Origin of the sequence: Sorangium sp. So ce375 (assembly GCF_051473855.1) — a bacterium.
Classification (GTDB): Bacteria; Myxococcota_A; Polyangia; order Polyangiales; family Polyangiaceae; genus Sorangium.
On record NZ_CP150335.1, the window covers coordinates 10,846,085 to 10,864,200 of the forward strand.

General features: G+C 73.6%; 8 protein-coding genes. 4 read left to right on the forward strand and 4 right to left on the reverse strand.

What is annotated here, in order from left to right:
• Nucleotides 1-28: 28 nt before the first annotated feature.
• Genes WME90_RS40585 through WME90_RS40600 form a run of 4 tightly spaced genes read right to left on the reverse strand, consistent with a single transcriptional unit; the run spans nucleotide 29 to nucleotide 6,297 of the window.
• Nucleotides 29-889 carry a sugar ABC transporter permease gene (locus WME90_RS40585; protein WP_437277456.1) on the reverse strand — a complete coding sequence of 287 codons (861 nt, stop codon included), beginning with the start codon at nucleotides 887-889 and terminating at the stop codon, nucleotides 29-31.
• Nucleotides 886-3,210, reverse strand: coding sequence for an extracellular solute-binding protein (locus WME90_RS40590; protein ID WP_437277457.1), 2,325 nt, complete (start codon nucleotides 3,208-3,210; stop codon nucleotides 886-888). Before WME90_RS40590 ends, WME90_RS40585 begins: the two co-directional genes overlap by 4 nt.
• A 7-nt stretch (nucleotides 3,211-3,217) precedes the next feature.
• The gene (locus WME90_RS40595; RefSeq protein WP_437277458.1) at nucleotides 3,218-4,297 is read right to left on the reverse strand and encodes an ABC transporter ATP-binding protein; all 1,080 of its coding nucleotides are present in this window, start codon (nucleotides 4,295-4,297) and stop codon (nucleotides 3,218-3,220) included.
• Between the two features lie 38 nt (nucleotides 4,298-4,335).
• Nucleotides 4,336-6,297: an alpha-amylase family glycosyl hydrolase gene (locus WME90_RS40600; RefSeq protein WP_437277459.1), complete on the reverse strand. Its 1,962-nt coding sequence runs from the start codon at nucleotides 6,295-6,297 to the stop codon at nucleotides 4,336-4,338.
• A 618-nt stretch (nucleotides 6,298-6,915) separates the two neighbouring features.
• On the opposite strand from WME90_RS40600, the gene WME90_RS40605 reads away from it, so the two are divergent.
• The 4 genes from WME90_RS40605 (at nucleotide 6,916) to WME90_RS40620 (ending at nucleotide 18,086) form a co-directional block, all read left to right on the forward strand.
• Nucleotides 6,916-10,452 (forward strand): AAA-like domain-containing protein, encoded by a 3,537-nt coding sequence (locus tag WME90_RS40605; protein ID WP_437277460.1) that lies wholly within the window; start codon nucleotides 6,916-6,918, stop codon nucleotides 10,450-10,452.
• 256 nt (nucleotides 10,453-10,708) lie between these two features.
• Entirely contained in the window at nucleotides 10,709-14,341 is a 3,633-nt protein-coding gene (locus tag WME90_RS40610) for a protein kinase domain-containing protein (protein ID WP_437277461.1), read from the forward strand.
• Nucleotides 14,338-17,472 (forward strand): hypothetical protein, encoded by a 3,135-nt coding sequence (locus tag WME90_RS40615; protein WP_437277462.1) that lies wholly within the window; start codon nucleotides 14,338-14,340, stop codon nucleotides 17,470-17,472. The genes WME90_RS40610 and WME90_RS40615 overlap by 4 nt, the downstream gene beginning before the upstream one ends.
• Nucleotides 17,472-18,086, forward strand: a complete 615-nt coding sequence (locus WME90_RS40620) for a hypothetical protein (protein WP_437277463.1) — start codon at nucleotides 17,472-17,474, stop codon at nucleotides 18,084-18,086. Before WME90_RS40615 ends, WME90_RS40620 begins: the two co-directional genes overlap by 1 nt.
• Nucleotides 18,087-18,116 lie beyond the last annotated feature (30 nt).

The following is an 18,116-nucleotide window of genomic DNA, read 5'->3' on the forward strand; positions in this document are numbered from 1 at the left end:
GGCGCTCGATGGCACGCTCACCGCACGCTCACCCCTTCACGCCGCCCGTCGTCAGGCCCGCGATGAGGTGACGCTGCGCCATGTAGAACGCCGCCATGACCGGCAGCGACACGAGGAGCGCCCCCGCCGCGAACCGCTCCCACTGCGCGTCGTACTCGCCGATGTACCGCTGCAGCACCACGGGCAGCGTGAACATCTCCTCCTTGCCGAGCAGCGTCGCCGCGAGGATGAACTCGTTGTACGCCGTCATGATCGCGAACAGCGCCGTCACGGCGATCGCTGGCCGCGCCGCCGGGAGCACGACCCGGAGGAAAGCCTGGAAGCGCGTTGCCCCGTCGACCATCGCCGCTTCCTCCAGGTCGACCGGGATCGCCTCGAACGCCGCCCGGAGCTGGAAGATCGAGAACGGCACCGCCGTCGACGCGTAGCAGAGCACGAGCCCGGTCCGCGAGTTGAGGAGGCCGAGCGCGTCGAGCAAGAGGTACAGCGGGATCGCGCTCGCCACCGTGGGGAACATCTGCGTCGCGAGCAGCGCGCGCACGCCGCGGTCCTTGCCGAGGAACTGGAAGCGCGCGAGCGCGTACGCCGCCGGGACCGCGACGGAGACGCCGACCGCCGCCGTCGCGAGCGCGACGACGATCGAGTTGGCGAGCTGACGGGGGAAGAGCCAGATCTGCTCGCCGCCGACCTTCTTCGACGTCGTGACCACCGCCTCGATGTGCTCGAGCGTCGGATGGTTCGGGAGAGGCAGCACCTCCGGCACCGGCGGGCGCTCGCCGGAGAAGGCGATCGAGACGACCCAGAGCACCGGGTACAGCGCGAACGCGACCGCCGCGAGCAGCGCGGCGTGCACCGCGATCGACTCGATCGGAGCGGGCCTCCGCGTCATGTGGCCTCCGTCGCCGCCGCCGGCACAGGCGCCGACCCGGCCGCGACCCCGCCCTGCGGGATGGCCGAGACAGGCGTCCGCCGCCGGAAGCGCCAGTCCCGCGTCGCGAGGGTCAAGAGCACGAAGATGAGCACCGAGTACGCCGCGGCGTAGCCGTACTGGGCCTCGCGGGTGAAAGCCCACCGGTACGCCTCGGAGACGAGGATGTCCGTGGTTCCGTCCGGGTCGCCGCCGGACACAAGGAACACGACGTTGAACATGTTGAACGTCCAGATCGCGCCCAGCGTCACCGCCGGCGCCAGCACCGGCCGGATCAGAGGCAGCGTAATTTTCCGTAGTCGCTGCCACCGCGTAGCGCCGTCGACCTCGGCGGCCTCGAGCACGTCCTCCGGCACGGCGGTGAGCGCGCCCAGCGTGACCACCATCATGAACGGGAACCCGAGCCATACGTTGGTCGTCACGTTGGCCGTGAACGCCGTCGTGAAGCTCGAGAACCAGGCGATGGGCTCGATGCTCGTCCCGAGCGCGGAGCTCACCGCCTCGACGAGCGCGTTCACGGCCCCGAACTGCCGGTGGAACATGCCCTTCCAGGACAGCGCGGTCACGTAGCTCGGCACGGCCCAGGGCACGATGAGCAGCACCCGGTAGAGCGCCCGGAGGCGCAGCGTCGGGCGGTGCAGGAGCAGCGCCAGCGAGACGCCGAGCAGGACGTGGAGGACGAGGTTCACCGCGGTCCAGAGCACGGTCACCGCGAGCACGAGGTAGAACGAGCCGCTCGCGAAGAGCGGCCCGCCGCGGGCCGTGAGGATGCTGATGAAGTTGGCGAGGCCGACGTACCGGAGGTCCTCGCCCCTGCCGGCGAAGAGCGACGTCGCCGCGCCGATGACGAGCGGGACCATCACGAGCACGCCGATCGCGACGACCGCGTGCGCGACGTACTTGTAGGCGGGAATCGAACGTACGAGCGACCGCCGGAACGAGCGCCAGCGCGCGGCGCCGGCGGCCGCGCCCCTCGCGGCGCGGACCCACCGGAGCGCGAGGCCCAGCGCGAGCGCGCCGAGGGCGACGAGCAGCGGCGCCGGCGAGGCGGGGGGCGGGACCGGCCGGCGCACGTCGTCGAAGCGGCGCTTGGCCTCGGCGAGCGCGACGTCGGGGGGCGCGTCGCCCCGCAGCACCTTGCGGATCGCGCGCGTGGACGGCTCCCAGGTCGAGCGCATCGCCGGCGAGGTCGGCATCGGGATGGCGACCTTCGCCTGCTCGATGAACGCCGCGATGAAGGCGTCGCCGGCCGGGACCGCCACGTCGCTCCGCACCGGCGGCGTGCGCGCGATCTGGAGCCGCGTGGCCGCGGCCGCGGCGCCGGCGAGGTGGCGCGCCAGCGCCCGCGCCTCGGCGCGCCGCGCGCCCTGGGGCGAGAGCATCACCGCCTCGACGGTCAGGAACGGCCGCATCGGCAGGCCGGTCTCGCGCACCTTCGGGAGCGGGACGACGCGGGCGCGCCGCCTCGCCTCTTCCCCGAGGCCCCCCGCGAACCACGGCCCGCTGATCACGAACGCGGCGCGCCCCGCGTTGAACAGGTCGGTCACGAGCGCGCCGTTCGCGTCCTCCGGGACGACCCGCCGCGCGATCAGCGCGCGGACAAACTCGAGCGAGCGCTCCGGCCCTGGGCCGACGAAGCCGAACTGGTCGCCCTCGCCCAGCATCGCGCCGCCGAACGCGGAGAGGATCGGCATGTGCGCGTACGCGTTCGACGCCTCGTACGCGAGCGGGTACACGCCCTGCGGGAGCGAGCCGACGAGCGCCGCGATGTCCTCGAGCGTCGCGGGGGCCTCCTTCACGAGCGCGGTGTTCATGTAGAGCGCCACGCACTTCTGGCTGATCGGCAGGCCGAAGATCTCGCCCCCCTGCCGGACCGCGGCGAGCGCCGGCCCCAGGAACACGGCCTCGCCGCCCGGATCGAGCGCGTCGCCCACAGGCGCGACGAGGTCGCGCGCGCGGAAGTCGCCGAGCCGCTCGTGGGCGTCGATGAACAGGTCGGGCCCCTCCCCCATCGGGATCGCCGCCTGGAGCTTCGAGGCGTAGGCGTCGAACGGGACGGCGAGGAGATCGACCTCCGCGCCCTTGAAGGCCGCGACGATGGCGTCGAGCGCCCTGGCCTCGTCGTCGCGGTAGGCGTGCCACAGCCGGATGGGCGCCGCCGCGGCGAGCGCGGGCCAGAGGAGGATCAGCGCGGGCGCAGCGAGCGTGAGCGCGGCGAGCGTGAGCGCGGCGAGCGCGAGCGCAGGCGGCCTGGGCGCGGGGCGGAGACGGCGGCTCGGCACGGCCGCCTCACGCTTCCCGCAGGCTCAGCCCGGAGTCCGCGTCGAACAGGTGGACCTCTCGGAGCGCGACCTTCACGGTGTCGCCCTTCCCGACGCGCGCCCCCGGATCGAGGCGCGCCACGAACGGCGCCCCCGCGACGGTGCCGTGCGCGTACGACTCGGCCCCGAGGGCCTCGACGATCGCCACCTCGAACGGGGTGCCGCCGTCGCCCGAGGCGAGGTCCACCTCGTGCGGGCGCACGCCGACCGTCACCCGCCGCCCGGACGAGAGCGCGCCCGGGAAGTCGGCCGCGTCGACCTCGACGGCGAGGTCGCCCTGGGCCGCGACCCAGCGGCCGCCCCGGCTTTCCATGCGCGCCTCGACGAAGTTCATGGCCGGGCTGCCGAGGAAGCTCGCCACGAACCGGGTGCGGGGCCGGGCGAAGACCTCGAGCGGCGGCCCCGACTGCTCGACGACGCCCTTGTTGAGCACGAAGATCTCGTCGGCGAGCGTCATGGCCTCGACCTGATCGTGGGTGACGTAGACGCTTGTCGCGCCGAGCCGGTCGTGCAGCTTGCGGATGTCGACCCGCACCTGCGCGCGCAGGGCGGCGTCGAGGTTCGAGAGCGGCTCGTCGAACAGGAAGAGCTGCGCCCGCCGCACGATGGCCCTGCCCATGGCCACGCGCTGCCGCTGGCCGCCGGACAGCGCCCGGGGGTGCCGGTCGAGCAGCGGGCCGAGCCCGAGCATCTCCGACGCCTCCTTCACGCGCGCCTCGATCTCGGCCGGCGGCGTCTTGCGGAGCTTCAGGCCGAAGGCGAGGTTCTCGCGCACCGTGAGGTGCGGGTAGAGGGCGTACGACTGGAACACCATCGCGATGTCGCGATCGCGCGGCTCCAGGCGCGTGACGTCGCGGTCGCCGAGCGCGATCGTGCCGTCGTCGGCCTCCTCGAGGCCGGCGAGCAGCCTGAGCAGCGTCGACTTGCCGCAGCCGCTCGGGCCAACGAGGACGGCGAACGAGCCGTCGGGCACGTCGACCGAGACGCCGCGCAGCACATGGGTCTGGCCGAATCGCTTGTTGAGGCCGCGCACTTTGACAGACGCCATATTGGAGACTCTCTTGGAAGGGAGGAGCGCTGGAGAGATCAGAGATCGCGGAGGACCTGGTCTTCCGGGATGAGCAGGGCTCCGCTCATCGGAGGCAGCGTGACGGTGACGGCGCCGTCGGCGCCCACGCTATATGTCTTCTTCTCGGGCGAGAGCACGTCGACAAGCACGGTCCCCTGCCTCAGCCCCGTCGTCATCGCCGCCCCCTCGAAGCGCGTGGAGCTCTGCTTCCCGGGGTGCGTGTTGAGCACCACGAGCGCGTAGTCGCCGTCCGGTTCTCCCCGTTCGAACGCGAACATCCCCGCGTCCTCGTCCTCTTCGCCCGTCCGCTCCGTCGACCAGCGCACCCGCTGCTCGCCCACGGTGAGCGCCCGGTAGCCCCTGCGCAGCGCCGTGAGCCGCTGGACCCACCGGAAGAGCGGGCGCTGCGTGTCATAGCCGCTCTCCCAGAGATCTTCGCGGTTCGCCGGGTCGTCGCCGCCGCTGAAGCCCTGCTCGGTGCCGTAGTACAGGCAAGGAATGCCGTCCTCCGTGAAGAGGAGCAGGAGCGCGTTCTTCAGCGCTGCCTCGGGATCGGCCTTGAAGGGCGAGGCGCCCGGGCCGGCATGGAGGAAGCGCGGGACGTCGTGGTTGTCGATGAAGTTGACCAGCGCCTTCAGCGGCGGAACGCCGATGCCGTTCGCGTTCGGCTCGGCGCCGTAGTTGAGCTTCCGCTCCGCCCACAGTCCCTCGATCTGCCGCGTCGCCTGAGCGTCCCGGAAGACGCCGCGGAAGACCTGGTAATATTGGGGGAAATACAGGACGGAATCGACAGAGTCCCCCGTGATCGGCGCGGCGCCCGGACAGCCCCCCTCCGCCTCATCGCCGTTCTCGCGCTCGAGATCGCCGCCGAGCGCCTCGTCGTGCGGGTGGGCCGGGACCTCGTGCTTCGTGAAGCTGCCGACGAGATCGTCCCTGCCGTCGAATGCCTCGCCGAACATGAAGAAATGGGTCTTGCCCATCGCCGCCAGCCGCAGCCGGACGTTCTGCGTGAAATAACGCCAGAACTCGTGCTCGACGTGCTTCAGCGTGTCGATGCGGAACCCGTCGACGTCGGTGAGCTCGACCCAGCGGACGAACACGTCGACCATCGTCCGCTTCACGTCGCAGCGGGACGTGTCGATGTCCTTGAGCCCGCCCGGGAGGTCGCCGTGCACGAGCTGATCGACATCGTCGAAATCGAGGATGCGCCCCTTGCGGTTGTAGACCTCGGGGAGCTGGAAGAGCTCGGGCTGCGGCGGGAGGTGATTTGTCGCGGGGTCGTGACGGAAGACGATCGGCGCCGGGCCCGACGCGCCGAGCGACGTCCGCGCCTGGACGCCGTGGGGGTCGAAATCCGGATCGTACTCGCTCACGCGCTCGGGCTGGGAGCGCCAGCCCTTGCCGCCGCCGTCGAGGTCATCGTCGGGCTGCCCGTTCTGGTTGATGTCATAATAGAACAGCTGGCCGACGTGGTTCGTCACGATGTCGAGGATCACCTTCATCCCGCGCTCGTGGGCCGACGCGACGAGCCGGCGCAGCGAAGCGAGATCGCCGAAATGGGGGTTCAGCTCGGTGAAATCCTGCGTCCAGTAACCGTGGTATCCGTCGACGCCAGCGTCGGTGTCGACATTCTTGACGATCGGCGAGATCCAGAGCGCGGTGACGCCGAGCTCCTCGAGGTAGGGCAGGCTCTCCTCGAGCCCCTTCCAGTCGCCGCCGTGCCACCTGACCGGCGCGGAGGACACGCGGTAGTTGTTCCCCGCGTCGCCGTCGGCGAAGCGGTCTATCAGCACCTGATAGATGATCTCCTCCCGCCAGTCGCTCGCGTGCGCCCCGAGCGAGACCGACCGCGTGACCTCCCCGTCGAGCTCGGCGCACCCCGCCGCGAGGAGCGCGAGGGCGGCGGCCCCGGCCGCCCGCGCGAGGGCGGCCGCGCGCCCCCTACGCCAGAGCGAGGTTCTCGATCGCTGCCGGTCCATCGGGATCACCTTAGCTCGGCGTGTTGAACCACCACACGTCCCTACAAGCCACATTACGGGCCGCACGAGAGCCCATCTCGCCTGATGAGCCCGTCGGGCGGCGGCGCGGCCAACGCCGGCAGAGCCGGGTCAGACCGCCCGCGCGCTCCGGCAGGTGCTTCTGGCGCATCAGGCAAAACCGTAGTGTTCACAGGAGCCTTCTGAGCGCCGGAGCGCAATGCGCAGACCAGCAGCGACACGGCTGCAAACGCAGCCACGACGCCATTCTGCCCCGCCCTCAACGCCCCTCGCACGGCGCGAACGCTACACCAGCGTCAGTGGCCCAGTCCACGATTTCTGGACGTAAAAACTGGGTTTTCGTGGCACGATACGAGCGACGCACACGCAATCGCGCCGGCTTGACGCAGGCGCGCAGGCGCACCACCGCGCCCGGGCCACGCTTCGCCAGCGGCCTTCGCCGACGCATGCCGATCGCGTGAGCGCCAGCCCATCCGGTCGGGGCGACATTCGCGTGAACTCCACCGCGCCGTCGCGAGCCCTGTTGTTTCACCACGGACGCCATCGAAGCGGGCTGTCGTTCCGTTGACGGTCCCGGCATCACATGGCACCGTCCTATTCGTGACCTTCTCGGCGCTTCCCGACCTCGATCAGGCGAAGGCCAGTGCCGGAGATCACAGGCGCCGGTTCCAGGCGGGCGGGACCGTGGGCGATGGAGTGATCTATATCGAGCGCTCCGCGGACAGGGAGCTCTTCGAGGCGCTCCTGCGCGGAGAGCTCTGCTATGTGCTGTCGACCCGACACATCGGGAAATCCAGCCTGCGACTCCAGGTCTCGATGCGGCTCCGCGCCGAGCAGGTGGAGTGTGCGAGCGTCGATCTCGGGGCGCTCGGCCCCGACACCACCTCGCCGGTGAGCTGGTACCTCGGCATCGCCTCGGAGATCGCCGAGCAGCTCGGCCTCGATCCGCCGGACGAGTTCTGGGATGCGCACTGGCACCTCGGGCCGGTGCACTGCTGGTTGCGGTGGCTCGAGGACGTGGTGCTCGTGGAGATCTCCTCCGCGATCGTCCTGTTCATCGACGAGGTCGACGCCACGCTGGCGCTGCCGTTCTCGCGGGACGACTTCTTCGCGATCCTCAGGGCCTTCGTGAACCGGCGCGCGGAGCGCCCGGCCAACGCCCGGCTGACCTTCTGCCTGCTCGGGGCGGCGGCGCCGTCGGAGCTCGTCGCGGATCCGGCGCGCGCGCCGTTCAACATCGGCCGCCCGATCCGGCTCGACGACTTCACCCGCGCCGAGGCGCGGGGGTTCCGCGCGGGGCTGGAGGGGCTCGTGCCCGATCCCGACGCGCTGCTCGACGCGATCTTCGCGTGGACCTCGGGGCACCCCTACATGACCCAGCGGCTCTGCGCGGACCTCGTCGGAGAGCGGCGCGACCTCGACGTCGACGAGGCCGTGGCGCTGCGGTTCCTGGACCAGGGCCGGACCGAGGACCCGAACCTGCGCCACGCGGAGCGGTGCCTGGAGGCGCAGGGGCCCGGCTGCGCGCAGGCGCCCGAGCTCCTCCGGCTGTACAAGCAGCTGCTCGACGGCCACCGGGTGGCCGTCGACGCCGGCGATCCGATCCAGCGGACGCTGCGGCTCTCGGGGCTCTCCGGGGAGCGGACGTCGGCCGCGGGCCTGCCGTACCTCGACGTGCGCAATCGCGTCTTCCGCCGGGTCTTCGACCGGGCGTGGGTCGTGTCGCGCGAGGCGGAGCGAGCCACGAGGGAGCCGCTCGCGCGCTGGCTGTCGCACGGGCGAAGAGACGACTACCTCGTGGGCGGCGCGGCGCTCGCCGAGCTCACGTCGTGGTGCGACGGGCGGGGGGACCTCTCGGCCGAGGAGAGGGCGTTCCTCTCCGCCTGCGTGAGGGCGGAGGGCCAGCGGCGGTCGGCGCGGCGGCTCGTCACCGTGCTCGCCGTCGCCGTCACGCTGCTCGGCGGCCTGATCCTCGTGCTCGTCTGGCAGATGGGGAAGGAGGAGCGGGCGCTGCTCCGCGCGCAGCAGGAGTCGCGCGAGAACGACGCCCGGCGGCTCGCGGCCCAGTCGGCGAAGGAGCGCGCCGAGGGCCTCTTGCCCCGCGCGCGCCTGCTCGCCGTGGAGGCGGCCCTCGCCGCCAAGGCGAGCGGCCGCCCCGCCGGGCCCACCGTGGTGCAGGCGCTCGGCGACGCGGTCTGGGGCCCCGCCGTCGGTCAGGAGGTGCTCACCGGCCACGGCGGCGCGGTCCACCTCGCGGCCTTCAGCCCCGACGGCCGCTCCGTCGCCACCGCCTCTGCCGACGGGGCCGCGCGGATCTTCCGCCTCGGCGGGCACGACGAGCCGATCGTGCTGCGCGCCCGCACCCCCGGCGGCGTCGTCGCCGTCGCCTTCAACCACGACGGGAGCCTCCTGGCGACCGCATCGACCGACGGCGCGGTGCGCCTGTGGCGCCCCGACGGCCGCGAGGAGCGCGCGCTCGGCACGCAGGACGCCGCGCCGACCAGCGTGGCGTTCAGCCCGGATGGCAGCCGCGTCGTCGCGGGGACGACGGGCGGGGCGATCTACGTGTGGCGCCCCAGCATGGGGGACGAGCCGCCGCTCGTCGTCCCCCTCGGCGAGCGGCTCATCCGGCGGGCGGTGTTCAACCACGACGGCACCCGGATCCTCGCCACGGCCATCAGCGGGACGGTCTACGTCCTCCGCGCCGACGGGCACGGCGCCCCCGTGGCGCTGAAGGGGCTCGGGCCGGGCGTCGAGGGCGCGGACGCCAGCCCGGTCGACGACCGCATCGCCCTCGCGGCGGGCGACGGGACGGCGCGCATCCTCGACGCAGGCCGGCGTGAGCCCGTCGTCCTCCGCGGGCACGAGGGCGCGGTGCGCAGCGCCGCGTTCAGCGCCGACGGCGGCGCGATCGTCACGGCCTCCGCGGACGGGACCGCGCGCGTCTGGAGCAAAGGCGGCAAGGGCGCGCCGGCGGTCCTCGCGGGCCACGAGGGGGTCGTGAACAGCGCCGCCTTCAGCCGCGACGGCGCGAGCGTCGTCACCGCGTCGGACGACGGGACGGCGCGGGTGTGGCGGCTCGACGGGCCGGGCGAGCCGCTGGTCCTGCGCGGCCATACGGGGCCGCTGACCGGCATCGCCGTCAGCCACGACGGCAGCAGGATCGCCACCGCCGGGACCGACAAGACCGCGCGCGTCTTCCGGGCCGACGGCTCGGGCGAGCCCGTCGTGCTCCGCGGGCACGAGGAGCACCTGCTCAGCGTCGACTTCAGCCCCGACGGCAGCCGCCTCGTCACCGGCTCGGCCGACAAGACGGCGCGGATCTGGCGCGCCGACGGGCGAGGCGAGCCGATCGTGCTCGGGGTCCACGACGACCGGGTGGTGGGCGTCGCCTTCAGCCCGGAGGGCACCCGGATCGTCACGACCTCGTGGAACGGCATCCTGCGCGTGTTCGAGGACGGCGTCCCGGGCGAGCCCGTCGTGCTGCGCGACGAGCGCGCGGGGCTGCTCAGGGCGGCGTTCAGCCCGGATGGCCAGCACATCGTGGCGACGTCGGGGCCCGACGTGAAGGTGTGGCCGGCGGACGGCCGCGGAGCCCCTCGCGTCCTGCCGTCAGGGTACGAGGACCGCGCGATCGCCGCGCTCGCGGTGAGCCCGGACGGGAACCACGTCGCGATCGCGGCGCTCGACGGCGGCGTGCGGGTGCTCCGCGCCGACGGCCAGGGCCAGCCGCTCGTCCTGACCGGCCTCGGCGCGGCGGTCCGGACCGTCGCCTTCAGCAGCGACAGCGCGCGCCTCGTCGCGGTGTCGAGCGACGGCATCGCGCGGGTGCTCCCCATCGACGGGCAGGGCGAGGCGATCACCCTCCGCGCCGAGGGCGTCACGCTGACGGACGCCGTGTTCAGCCCCGACGCCACCCGCGTCGTGACCGCCGCGAACGACGGCGCGGCGCGCGTCTTCTCGATCGCGGCCGAGCCCCTGTTGATCGCGCGCGCCTGCGCCTACGCCGGGCGCAACTTCACGCGCGAGGAATGGGCGCAGCTCATGCCCGGCACCGAGTACCGCGTCACCTGCCCCGAATGGCCAGGCGCCCCCGAGCAGGACGCCGGCTCCGCGCCGCGGCTGGACGTGCGCTGAAGAGGGGAACCGTCGGCGATTGTCCGCGGTTGTCGGCGCGCGCCGCGGTGGCCCGTGATCGTGTTTCGGCTGGTTCGGCTGCACGCACGAGGCGCGAGGCGCCTGACAGCAATCCCACGGGACGCTTCTCCCACCTTTATTCCGTAAGGGCGGACGACCTTGTCCTGGTTCGCGCTTCAGCGGGAACCATGTATGCTCGGCCAGGCTTGCTCGCCCTCTGCCGCGCATAGCGCGGCCCCTGTTCGCTGCCCGGTCTATGGCCCCGCTCGACTTGCACCCCGAGGAGCCGAACCTCGTGGACACCGCCGCTGCGCGGATCGGGACAGCCCTGAACGCCAAGTGGCGGCTCGACGATCTGCTCGGCGTCGGCGGCATGGGCGCGGTGTTCGCGGCGACGCACCGCAGGGGTACGCGGGCGGCGGTCAAGGTCCTTCACATCGAGTTCGCGCGCAACGCCGAGCTGCGGGACCGCTTCCTGCGCGAGGGCAAGATCGCGAACCGGGTCGATCACCCGGCGCGCGTCGCCGTGGTCGAGGACGACCTCAGCGACCGCGGAGAGCCGTTCCTCGTCATGGAGCTGCTCTCCGGCACCACCCTCCAGCGGCTCGCGAGCAGCGCCGGCGGCACCCTCCCCCTCGCCCAGGTGCTGCCCGTCTTCGACGTCGTGCTCGACCTGCTCGAGAAGTGCCACTCGATCGGCATCGTCCACCGCGACATCAAGCCGGCCAACATCTTCGTCACGAGCGCGGGTCACGTGAAGGTCCTCGACTTCGGCATCGCCCGGATGCGCGACCCCGAGCGGCAGGCGACGCGCGCGGGGCTCACGTTCGGCACGCCGGCCTTCATGTCGCCCGAGCAGGCGATGGGCGTGTCCGGCATCGACGGCCGGTCCGACCTCTGGTCGGTCGGCGCGAGCCTGTTCACCCTCCTGTCGGGCAAGCGGCTCAACCGCGGCCGGAGCGAGTCCGAGTCGTATTTCCTCGCGGCGACGCAGACCGCGCCGTCGATCGCGACCGAGGTCCCCGACCTGCCGGTCGAGATCGTGGCGTTCGTCGACAAGGCGCTCGCCTTCGAGCGCGGGGGCCGCTTCCAGAGCGCCGCCGCGATGCGCGGCGAGCTCCGCCGGCTGACCGCCGCGCACGCCGCGGGCCAGCTGACGCCCTCGCGCGAGAAGAAGGCGCCGCGCGTGCTCGTCCGCGGCAACGACACAATCGACGAGGACCAGGATCCGCCGTCGATCGCGCTCGTCGAGCAGACCTGCCAGCGGCTCGTCGGCGTCTGGAAGCAGCTCGCGCTCGTGCTCAGCAACATCCGCCAGTACGGGTGGAACCACCCGCACGTGAACAAGGGCATCCACTTCGCGTTCGACGAGATCACGCGCACGCTCGCGCAGAACCCCCTCGGCGTCCGCTGGGAGGTCACCCCGAGCGCTTTCACCTCGGGCGGCCAGCCGATCTGGCAGCCCGACAGGTCTCCGTTCGATCGCATCCCCTACCAGCTCTTCGCCGACGGCGTCCGGAAGATCCAGATCAAGGCCGGCATCACCGAGGCCGAGCTCCGCGACTTCGCCGCCATCCTGCTCCGCGACCACAGCTTCGGCATCGGCGAGGACGACGACGCCGTGACGGCGCTCTGGGATCGGCGCTTCGAGCACATCGCGTACATGGCGATCGACCAGTTCGCCGAGGGCGACGCGGACCTGGAGGATTTCGAGGAGCAGTGCCGGGAGGTCGCGGTGGGGGCGCGGGCGCTCGCGCAGATCGAGAGCCTGTGGGACGAGAGCTCGCTCGCGGGCAGGGCGCTGCAGCGGAACGTCGAGGCCGCGCTCGCGGAGACGGGCGCGGCGGCCTCGGCGCTCGCCATCGATCCGCTGACCCGGAGCACCCTCGGCGCCCAGATCGCGCTGCCGTCGGAGCAGTGGAACGAGCGCTACATGGACGCGTTCGTCGACGGCTACGTGGACGCCGTCCGGCTCGGCGACGAGGGCCGCATGACGGGGGCGCTCACCGCGTGGACCGCCGACCAGATCGTCCTGCACAGCTACGAGCTCGCGTTCGAGGTGCAGACGATGCTGCGGCGCGCGTTCTTCGCGCGCCTCGACGGCATCCAGCGCGGCGCAGCGGGCGCGGCGAGCCGACACGGCGCCGCGCTGCCGCAGCTCTCGGCGCGCGCGGTCGACAGGGCGCTCGCGCAGGCGATGTTCCCGGTCGAGGCGCTCCGGGCGATCCTCAACGATCTCGCGACGGCTCAGCCGGAGGAGCCGGCGGCCACGGGCGCGGCGGCCCCAGGCGCGTCAACCCCTGGCGCTGCGGGCCACGGCGCGGCGGCCACCGGCGTTGCCCTCGGCGCCGGCCCGGCGGCCGCCGGTGCGACCCTCGGCGCCGGCCCGGCGGCGCAGGCCGGCGCAGGGCGCACCGCGGCGCAGGCCGGCGCAGGGCGCACCGCGGCGCAGGCCGGCGCAGGGCGCACCGCGGCGCAGGCCGGCGCAGGGCGCACCGCGGCGCAGGCCGGCGCGAGCCGGAGCGTGGCACCGCTCGACCCGGCGATCGTCGAGGGGCTGGCCCACGCGCTCGACGCGCTCGAGGACGGCGCGCTGTTCAGCGCGGCGTGCCAGTGCCACGGCGCGGTGCAGTCCGAGCGCCTGCGCGAGATCCTGTTCGCGTACATGCGGCGGTGGGCGCCCGGCCGGGAGGCCGAGCTCGGGGACCTGCTCTCGCGCGCCCCGGTCCCCCTCGCCCTGACGCTCCTCCAGCTGCTCGCGCAGCTCAAGACGCCGAGCGCTCTCGCCGCGCTGGAGGCCGGCTTCGCGAGCCCGTACGTCGAGGTGCGCATCAGCGCGCTCGCCGAGCTCCCGGACGCCGCCGTGGGCGAGGGCGCTCCCGGCGCGGGCTCCGCCGCCGAGCGCGTCCGGGAGGAGCTCCAGAAGCTCCTCGACGACCCCGCGCCGCCGGTGCGCTGCGAGGCGCTGCGCCTCATCGGCAAGCTCGGCGTCCTCCCCGCGGGCCCGACGCTCGTACGGCGGATCGTGGCGCCGTCGTTCCACGACCTCTCGGCGGCGGAGCGGCGGCAGTGGCTCGAGACCGTCGCGCAGCTGAACCCCGCGCGGGCCGAGAAGCTCGCGATCGAGCTGCTCGAGAAGCGCCAGCTCATCCCGTCCGAGGCGATCGAGCAGACCCGCGAGCTGGCCGCGCACTTCCTCTGCCAGGCGCGGAGCTACGAGGCGCTGCGCGCGGTCAAAGAGGCGACAAAGCCGCGCTGGTGGAACACGCCGCCGGTGCGCGACGCCGCCGCCCGCGCCGCGGTCGCCATCGCCGCGCGCCTCGTCGCGCCGACCCGCCCGAGCGAGCGCCCGCCGGCGCCGGCGCACCCGGACGCGAGCGCGCCGCCCTCCCGCGCCGCGCGCTCGTATTCGCCCGTCTCGGTCCGGCGCGTGAGCCCGACCGGGCCGCTCAAGCTGCCGGACCAGCTCGAGCCGTGGAGCACCCCGCGCCCCGGATCCATGGTCCCGAACGGCGGCGACGCCGGCCGATCCGCCTACAGGCCGCCGCTCGTGTCGCCGGTGCCCGCCTCGACGAATTCCACCGCGGCGCCTCCCAACTCCGTGCCGTTCAGCCGGCGCGGGCCGCCGCCGCCCTCCGCGGCTTCGTCGTCCACCCCGACGGCCGCGCCGCCGCCGATGCCGCCGTCGATGCCGCGCCCGCCCGCGCCGCCGAGGTCCCCCGCCCCGCCCTCCAGCGCCAGCGGCCCGCCGTACAGCGTGCGGCAGGGCCCCGCGTCGTTGCCGCTCGGCTCGCCGTCCCGCACGGCCGTCGAGCCTGCGCCGAACAGCGCGGTGCCGTCGACGAAGCCAGGGCCGTCCCCGTCGCCCCGGGGCGGGAGAAAGCCGTGAGCGAAGAGAAAGCCAACCTCCACGAGACCACCGGCGACACGGCGATCTCGGGCGTGAAGGCCGACGTGCGGCGCCGCGCGGCGCTCGGCCTGGTGCAGATGGTCTACCGGCTCGCGAAGGCGTGCCTCCTGCACAGCGACTCGAACCAGGCGGTGCTGTCGCTCGTTCCCTCCGCGATCGACAGCATCGTCCAGTACTGCGAGCTGTCGGGGAGCGAGGCCGCGACGATCGTGTTCGCGGGCAACACCCTCTTCATCAACGGCCAGATGCTCCGCGCCTCGCGCGAGACGTACGAGGTCGCCCTCGAGCTCGGCAGCTTCTTCGAGGCCTGCGACGTGTCCGAGCTCGTGCTCGACAAGGCGGTCCGCCGCGCCGAGCTCGCCGCCTTCGCCCGCCTCCTCGCCGACGCCCAGCGCGACCGCAGCATCGCCGCGCGGCTGCTCCAGTCGAGCCTGCGGGGCGTCCGGGTCCGCAAGCTCACGAACCCGTTCCCCGGCGGGGCCATCGACGGCGACGGCACCCGCATCGGCCGGATCAGCCGCACCTACGCGGCGGCGATCCTCGTGATGCGATCGTTCTACGCGACCCTGCGCACCTCCCAGGCGGTCCTGCCGCAGCGGGTGAAGCGCGTCGCGCAGAAGCTCGTCGCCGCGGCCGAGGAGGACGCGCGCCTCCTGCTCTCGGTCGCCGCGGGCAAGATCGCCGACCCGGACGAGGCGGGCCTCAGCGTGTCCACGGCGATCGTCGCGCTGGGCATCGCCCGGCAGCTCACGACCGACCGGCGGATGCTCGGCAGCCTCGTCACGGCGGCGCTGCTCTACGACGTGAGCCGGCTGCGGCTCACGGGGGTGCTCGCCGGCTCGGCCGACGGCGGGGAGCCTGCCGTGCGCCCGCTCCTCGAGCGCGGCCTGAGCGACGATGAGAAGGAGCGGCTGCCCGCGAGCGCGGCCGTCATGTTGACGGCGCTCGGCAAGCTGCACGCGCCGTCGATCACGCGCACGGTGATCGCCTACGAGGCGCTCTCGCTCCGGCACGGCAGCCGGCAGGGCCCGCTCTACGGCGGCCGGCGCAGCCCCACGGTGCTCGCGCGGATCCTCGCGGCCGCCCGCCAGTTCACGGAGCTCCGGACGGCGCCGTTCCCGACGATCGAGACCGCGTCGGGCGGCGCGTCGTCGCTCGACGCCGTGCTCCAGCGCATGATCAACGGCGCCGAGAGCGCGACGGACCGGGCGATCGGCAAGCTGCTCGTCGGCGCGCTCGGCATCATCCCGACCGGCACGTTCGTCCAGCTGAGCACCGGCGAGCTCGCGGTCGTCCTCTCGACGCCGCCGTCGCCCGCGCACTTCGCGCAGCCGCCGGTGCGCGTCCTCTTCGACGAGCAGGGTCACCTCCTCGGCGCGCCGTTCGACGTCGACCTGTCGCAGCGGGCGCCGGGCGCGGAGCCGTGCTTCATCGTCCGGCCCGTCGAGGTCGAGCCTCACCACGAGCGGGCGATCCGCGCCGCGTTCGGCTTCCGTTCCGGGAGGGGCGCCGCGGGGGTGGAGTCGCGCGTGACGGCCGCCGCGCCGGTGCTCTTCGGCGACGAGGTCCCGCCGACGGAGCCGGGCGACACGCTCGCGCCGCGCGGGGTCCGCGCGGCGGAGGAGGGCGCGCGCGCCGCGCAGGCGCGCAAGGAGGCGGCGTGGCTGGGCAAGCCGCTCGCGGGCTCGGCGCAGGCGGGGGCGTCGCCCACCAGCATGCAGCCCCGGCAGGCCGCGCCCGCGGATCGCCCGCCGCCGGCCGAGCGGGGTCGCGACGAGAACCTCATCTCGACGCAGCCGCCTCCCTCGACGGCGGCGGCGCGCGCGGCGATGGCGGTCCCCCCGCCGCCGCGGCTGCCGAGGGACTCGCGGCCGTTCGGGCAGGTCGCGTCGACGAGGTACTCCGTGCCGGCGCCCGAGCCGACGCGCCCGTCGCGGCAGCTCGATCGCCGGGACGACGCGCCGCCGCGGGACCAGGGCGTGGGCCAGCTGCCGACGATCGGCCCGCCGGCGGCGTTCCCGGCGTCGCGGAGGTCGGGCGATCTTCGGCTCGGCGCGTCGGCGCGCCGGTCGGATTCCCGAGTCGATCCGGAGGATTGGGACTGGGACGACGAGCTGCCGACCATCGATCCGCCGCCGCCTGGGCCGCCGCCGACCTCGCGGAGCCCCTCCTTCGCGTCCGAGCGCGCGCCCGCCAGCGGGCTCGATCACGCGCCCACGTACACTCCGCCCCGCCCCTCCAGCCACACGTCGGACCGAGCTCCCGGTTACCCGTCTCCTCGTCCTCCCAGCCACACGTCGGACCGAGCCCCTGGTTACACGTCTCCCCGTCCTCCCAGCCACACGTCGGACCGAGCTCCTGGTTACACGTCTCCCCGTCCTCCCAGCCACGCGTCGGACCGAGCTCCTGGTTACACGTCTCCTCGTCCTCCCAGCCACGCGTCGGACCGAGCTCCTGGCTACGCGCCTCCTCGTGCTTCGAGCCACGCGTCGGACCGCGCCCCTGGCTACGCGCCTCCTCGTGCTTCGAGCCACGCGTCGGATCGTGCCCCTGGCTACGCGCCGCCTCGTATCCCCAGCCCGACGCCAGCCCGTATCCCCAGCCCGATCCCGGCCCGCGCCTCCAGCCACGCGCCGGGCGGTCTGCCAAGTTATGCCCCCGAGCCTGTCCCGACGGAGCGGAACGCGCCGCGCGCCTTCTCCAGCGCCGGGTCCGGCTCGAGCCTGGACGAGGCGGACCTGACGTGGACCGACGAGCTGCCGACGCTCGATCCGCCCCCGCCGCCGAGCACGGAAGAGCTCGAGCGCGATCGCCTGCTCGCGGCGTACCTGGCCGAGCGCACGCCGTTCCCGCAGGCCGCTCTCCATGAATGGAGCTCGCCGCCCGGCGAGGCGCCGGCGCGGGCCGAGGCGGACGTCGACGGCAGGTGGCGCGGCGACGCGCTTTCCCAGCGCCCGACGTCCGACTCGAGGGCGACGGCGCCGATCACGATGGCGCCGATCAGCTCGAGCTCCTTCGGCGCCACGAGGCGCCCTCGCGCGCCGATCCCGCGGGAGGAGCCGGAGGACGACGGGGGCGATCCGCCGGCGCCGGAGGGGCGGGACCGCTGATGGCCTGGCCTGCTGCGGCGAGCCGAGGGCTCGCTGCGCTGCTGCTCGCCGCGCCGGCGTGCGCCGATGACGGCGGGGATCCTCCGCCGGTCGAGGACACCTGCAAGCTCGGGTACCTGGGTGAGGAGGGCGCCGACATCCGCGTCGAGGTCATCGCGCTCGACTCGAGCGATGCGGCGCACCCGGTGAGCGACGGCGACGGGATAGACATCATCATGCCGCCGCAGGGCGGGCGGGTGCTCTTCCTGGGCGTGCGCGCGACGAACCTGAGCGCCTGCGGTGTCCAGCTGTCCGGCTCGCTCCGCGACACCGAGTCCGGGCGGGTGATGTCGGAGTCGAGGACGGTCAACCTGAAGCCGACCGGCGACGGCTGGGGAGCGAGCGTCGACGCCGACATCTCGACCTTCGCGAACGTGGGAGTCTGCCCGAACCACTGGTCGGGGCGCGACATCTTCGATCACGACTACGAGATCGTGGTGCAGGTGAAGGACAGGGAGGGCCGGACGGCGCAGCAGGTGCGGCAGGTCCGGCCGGCGTGCAACGAGCCCGAGTTCGAGATCGAGTGCCGCTGCATCTGCAAGCACGGGTACGTGCTCGGCGAGGCGTGCGAGTAGACGTGCGAGTGGACGTCAGACGACGCCGTG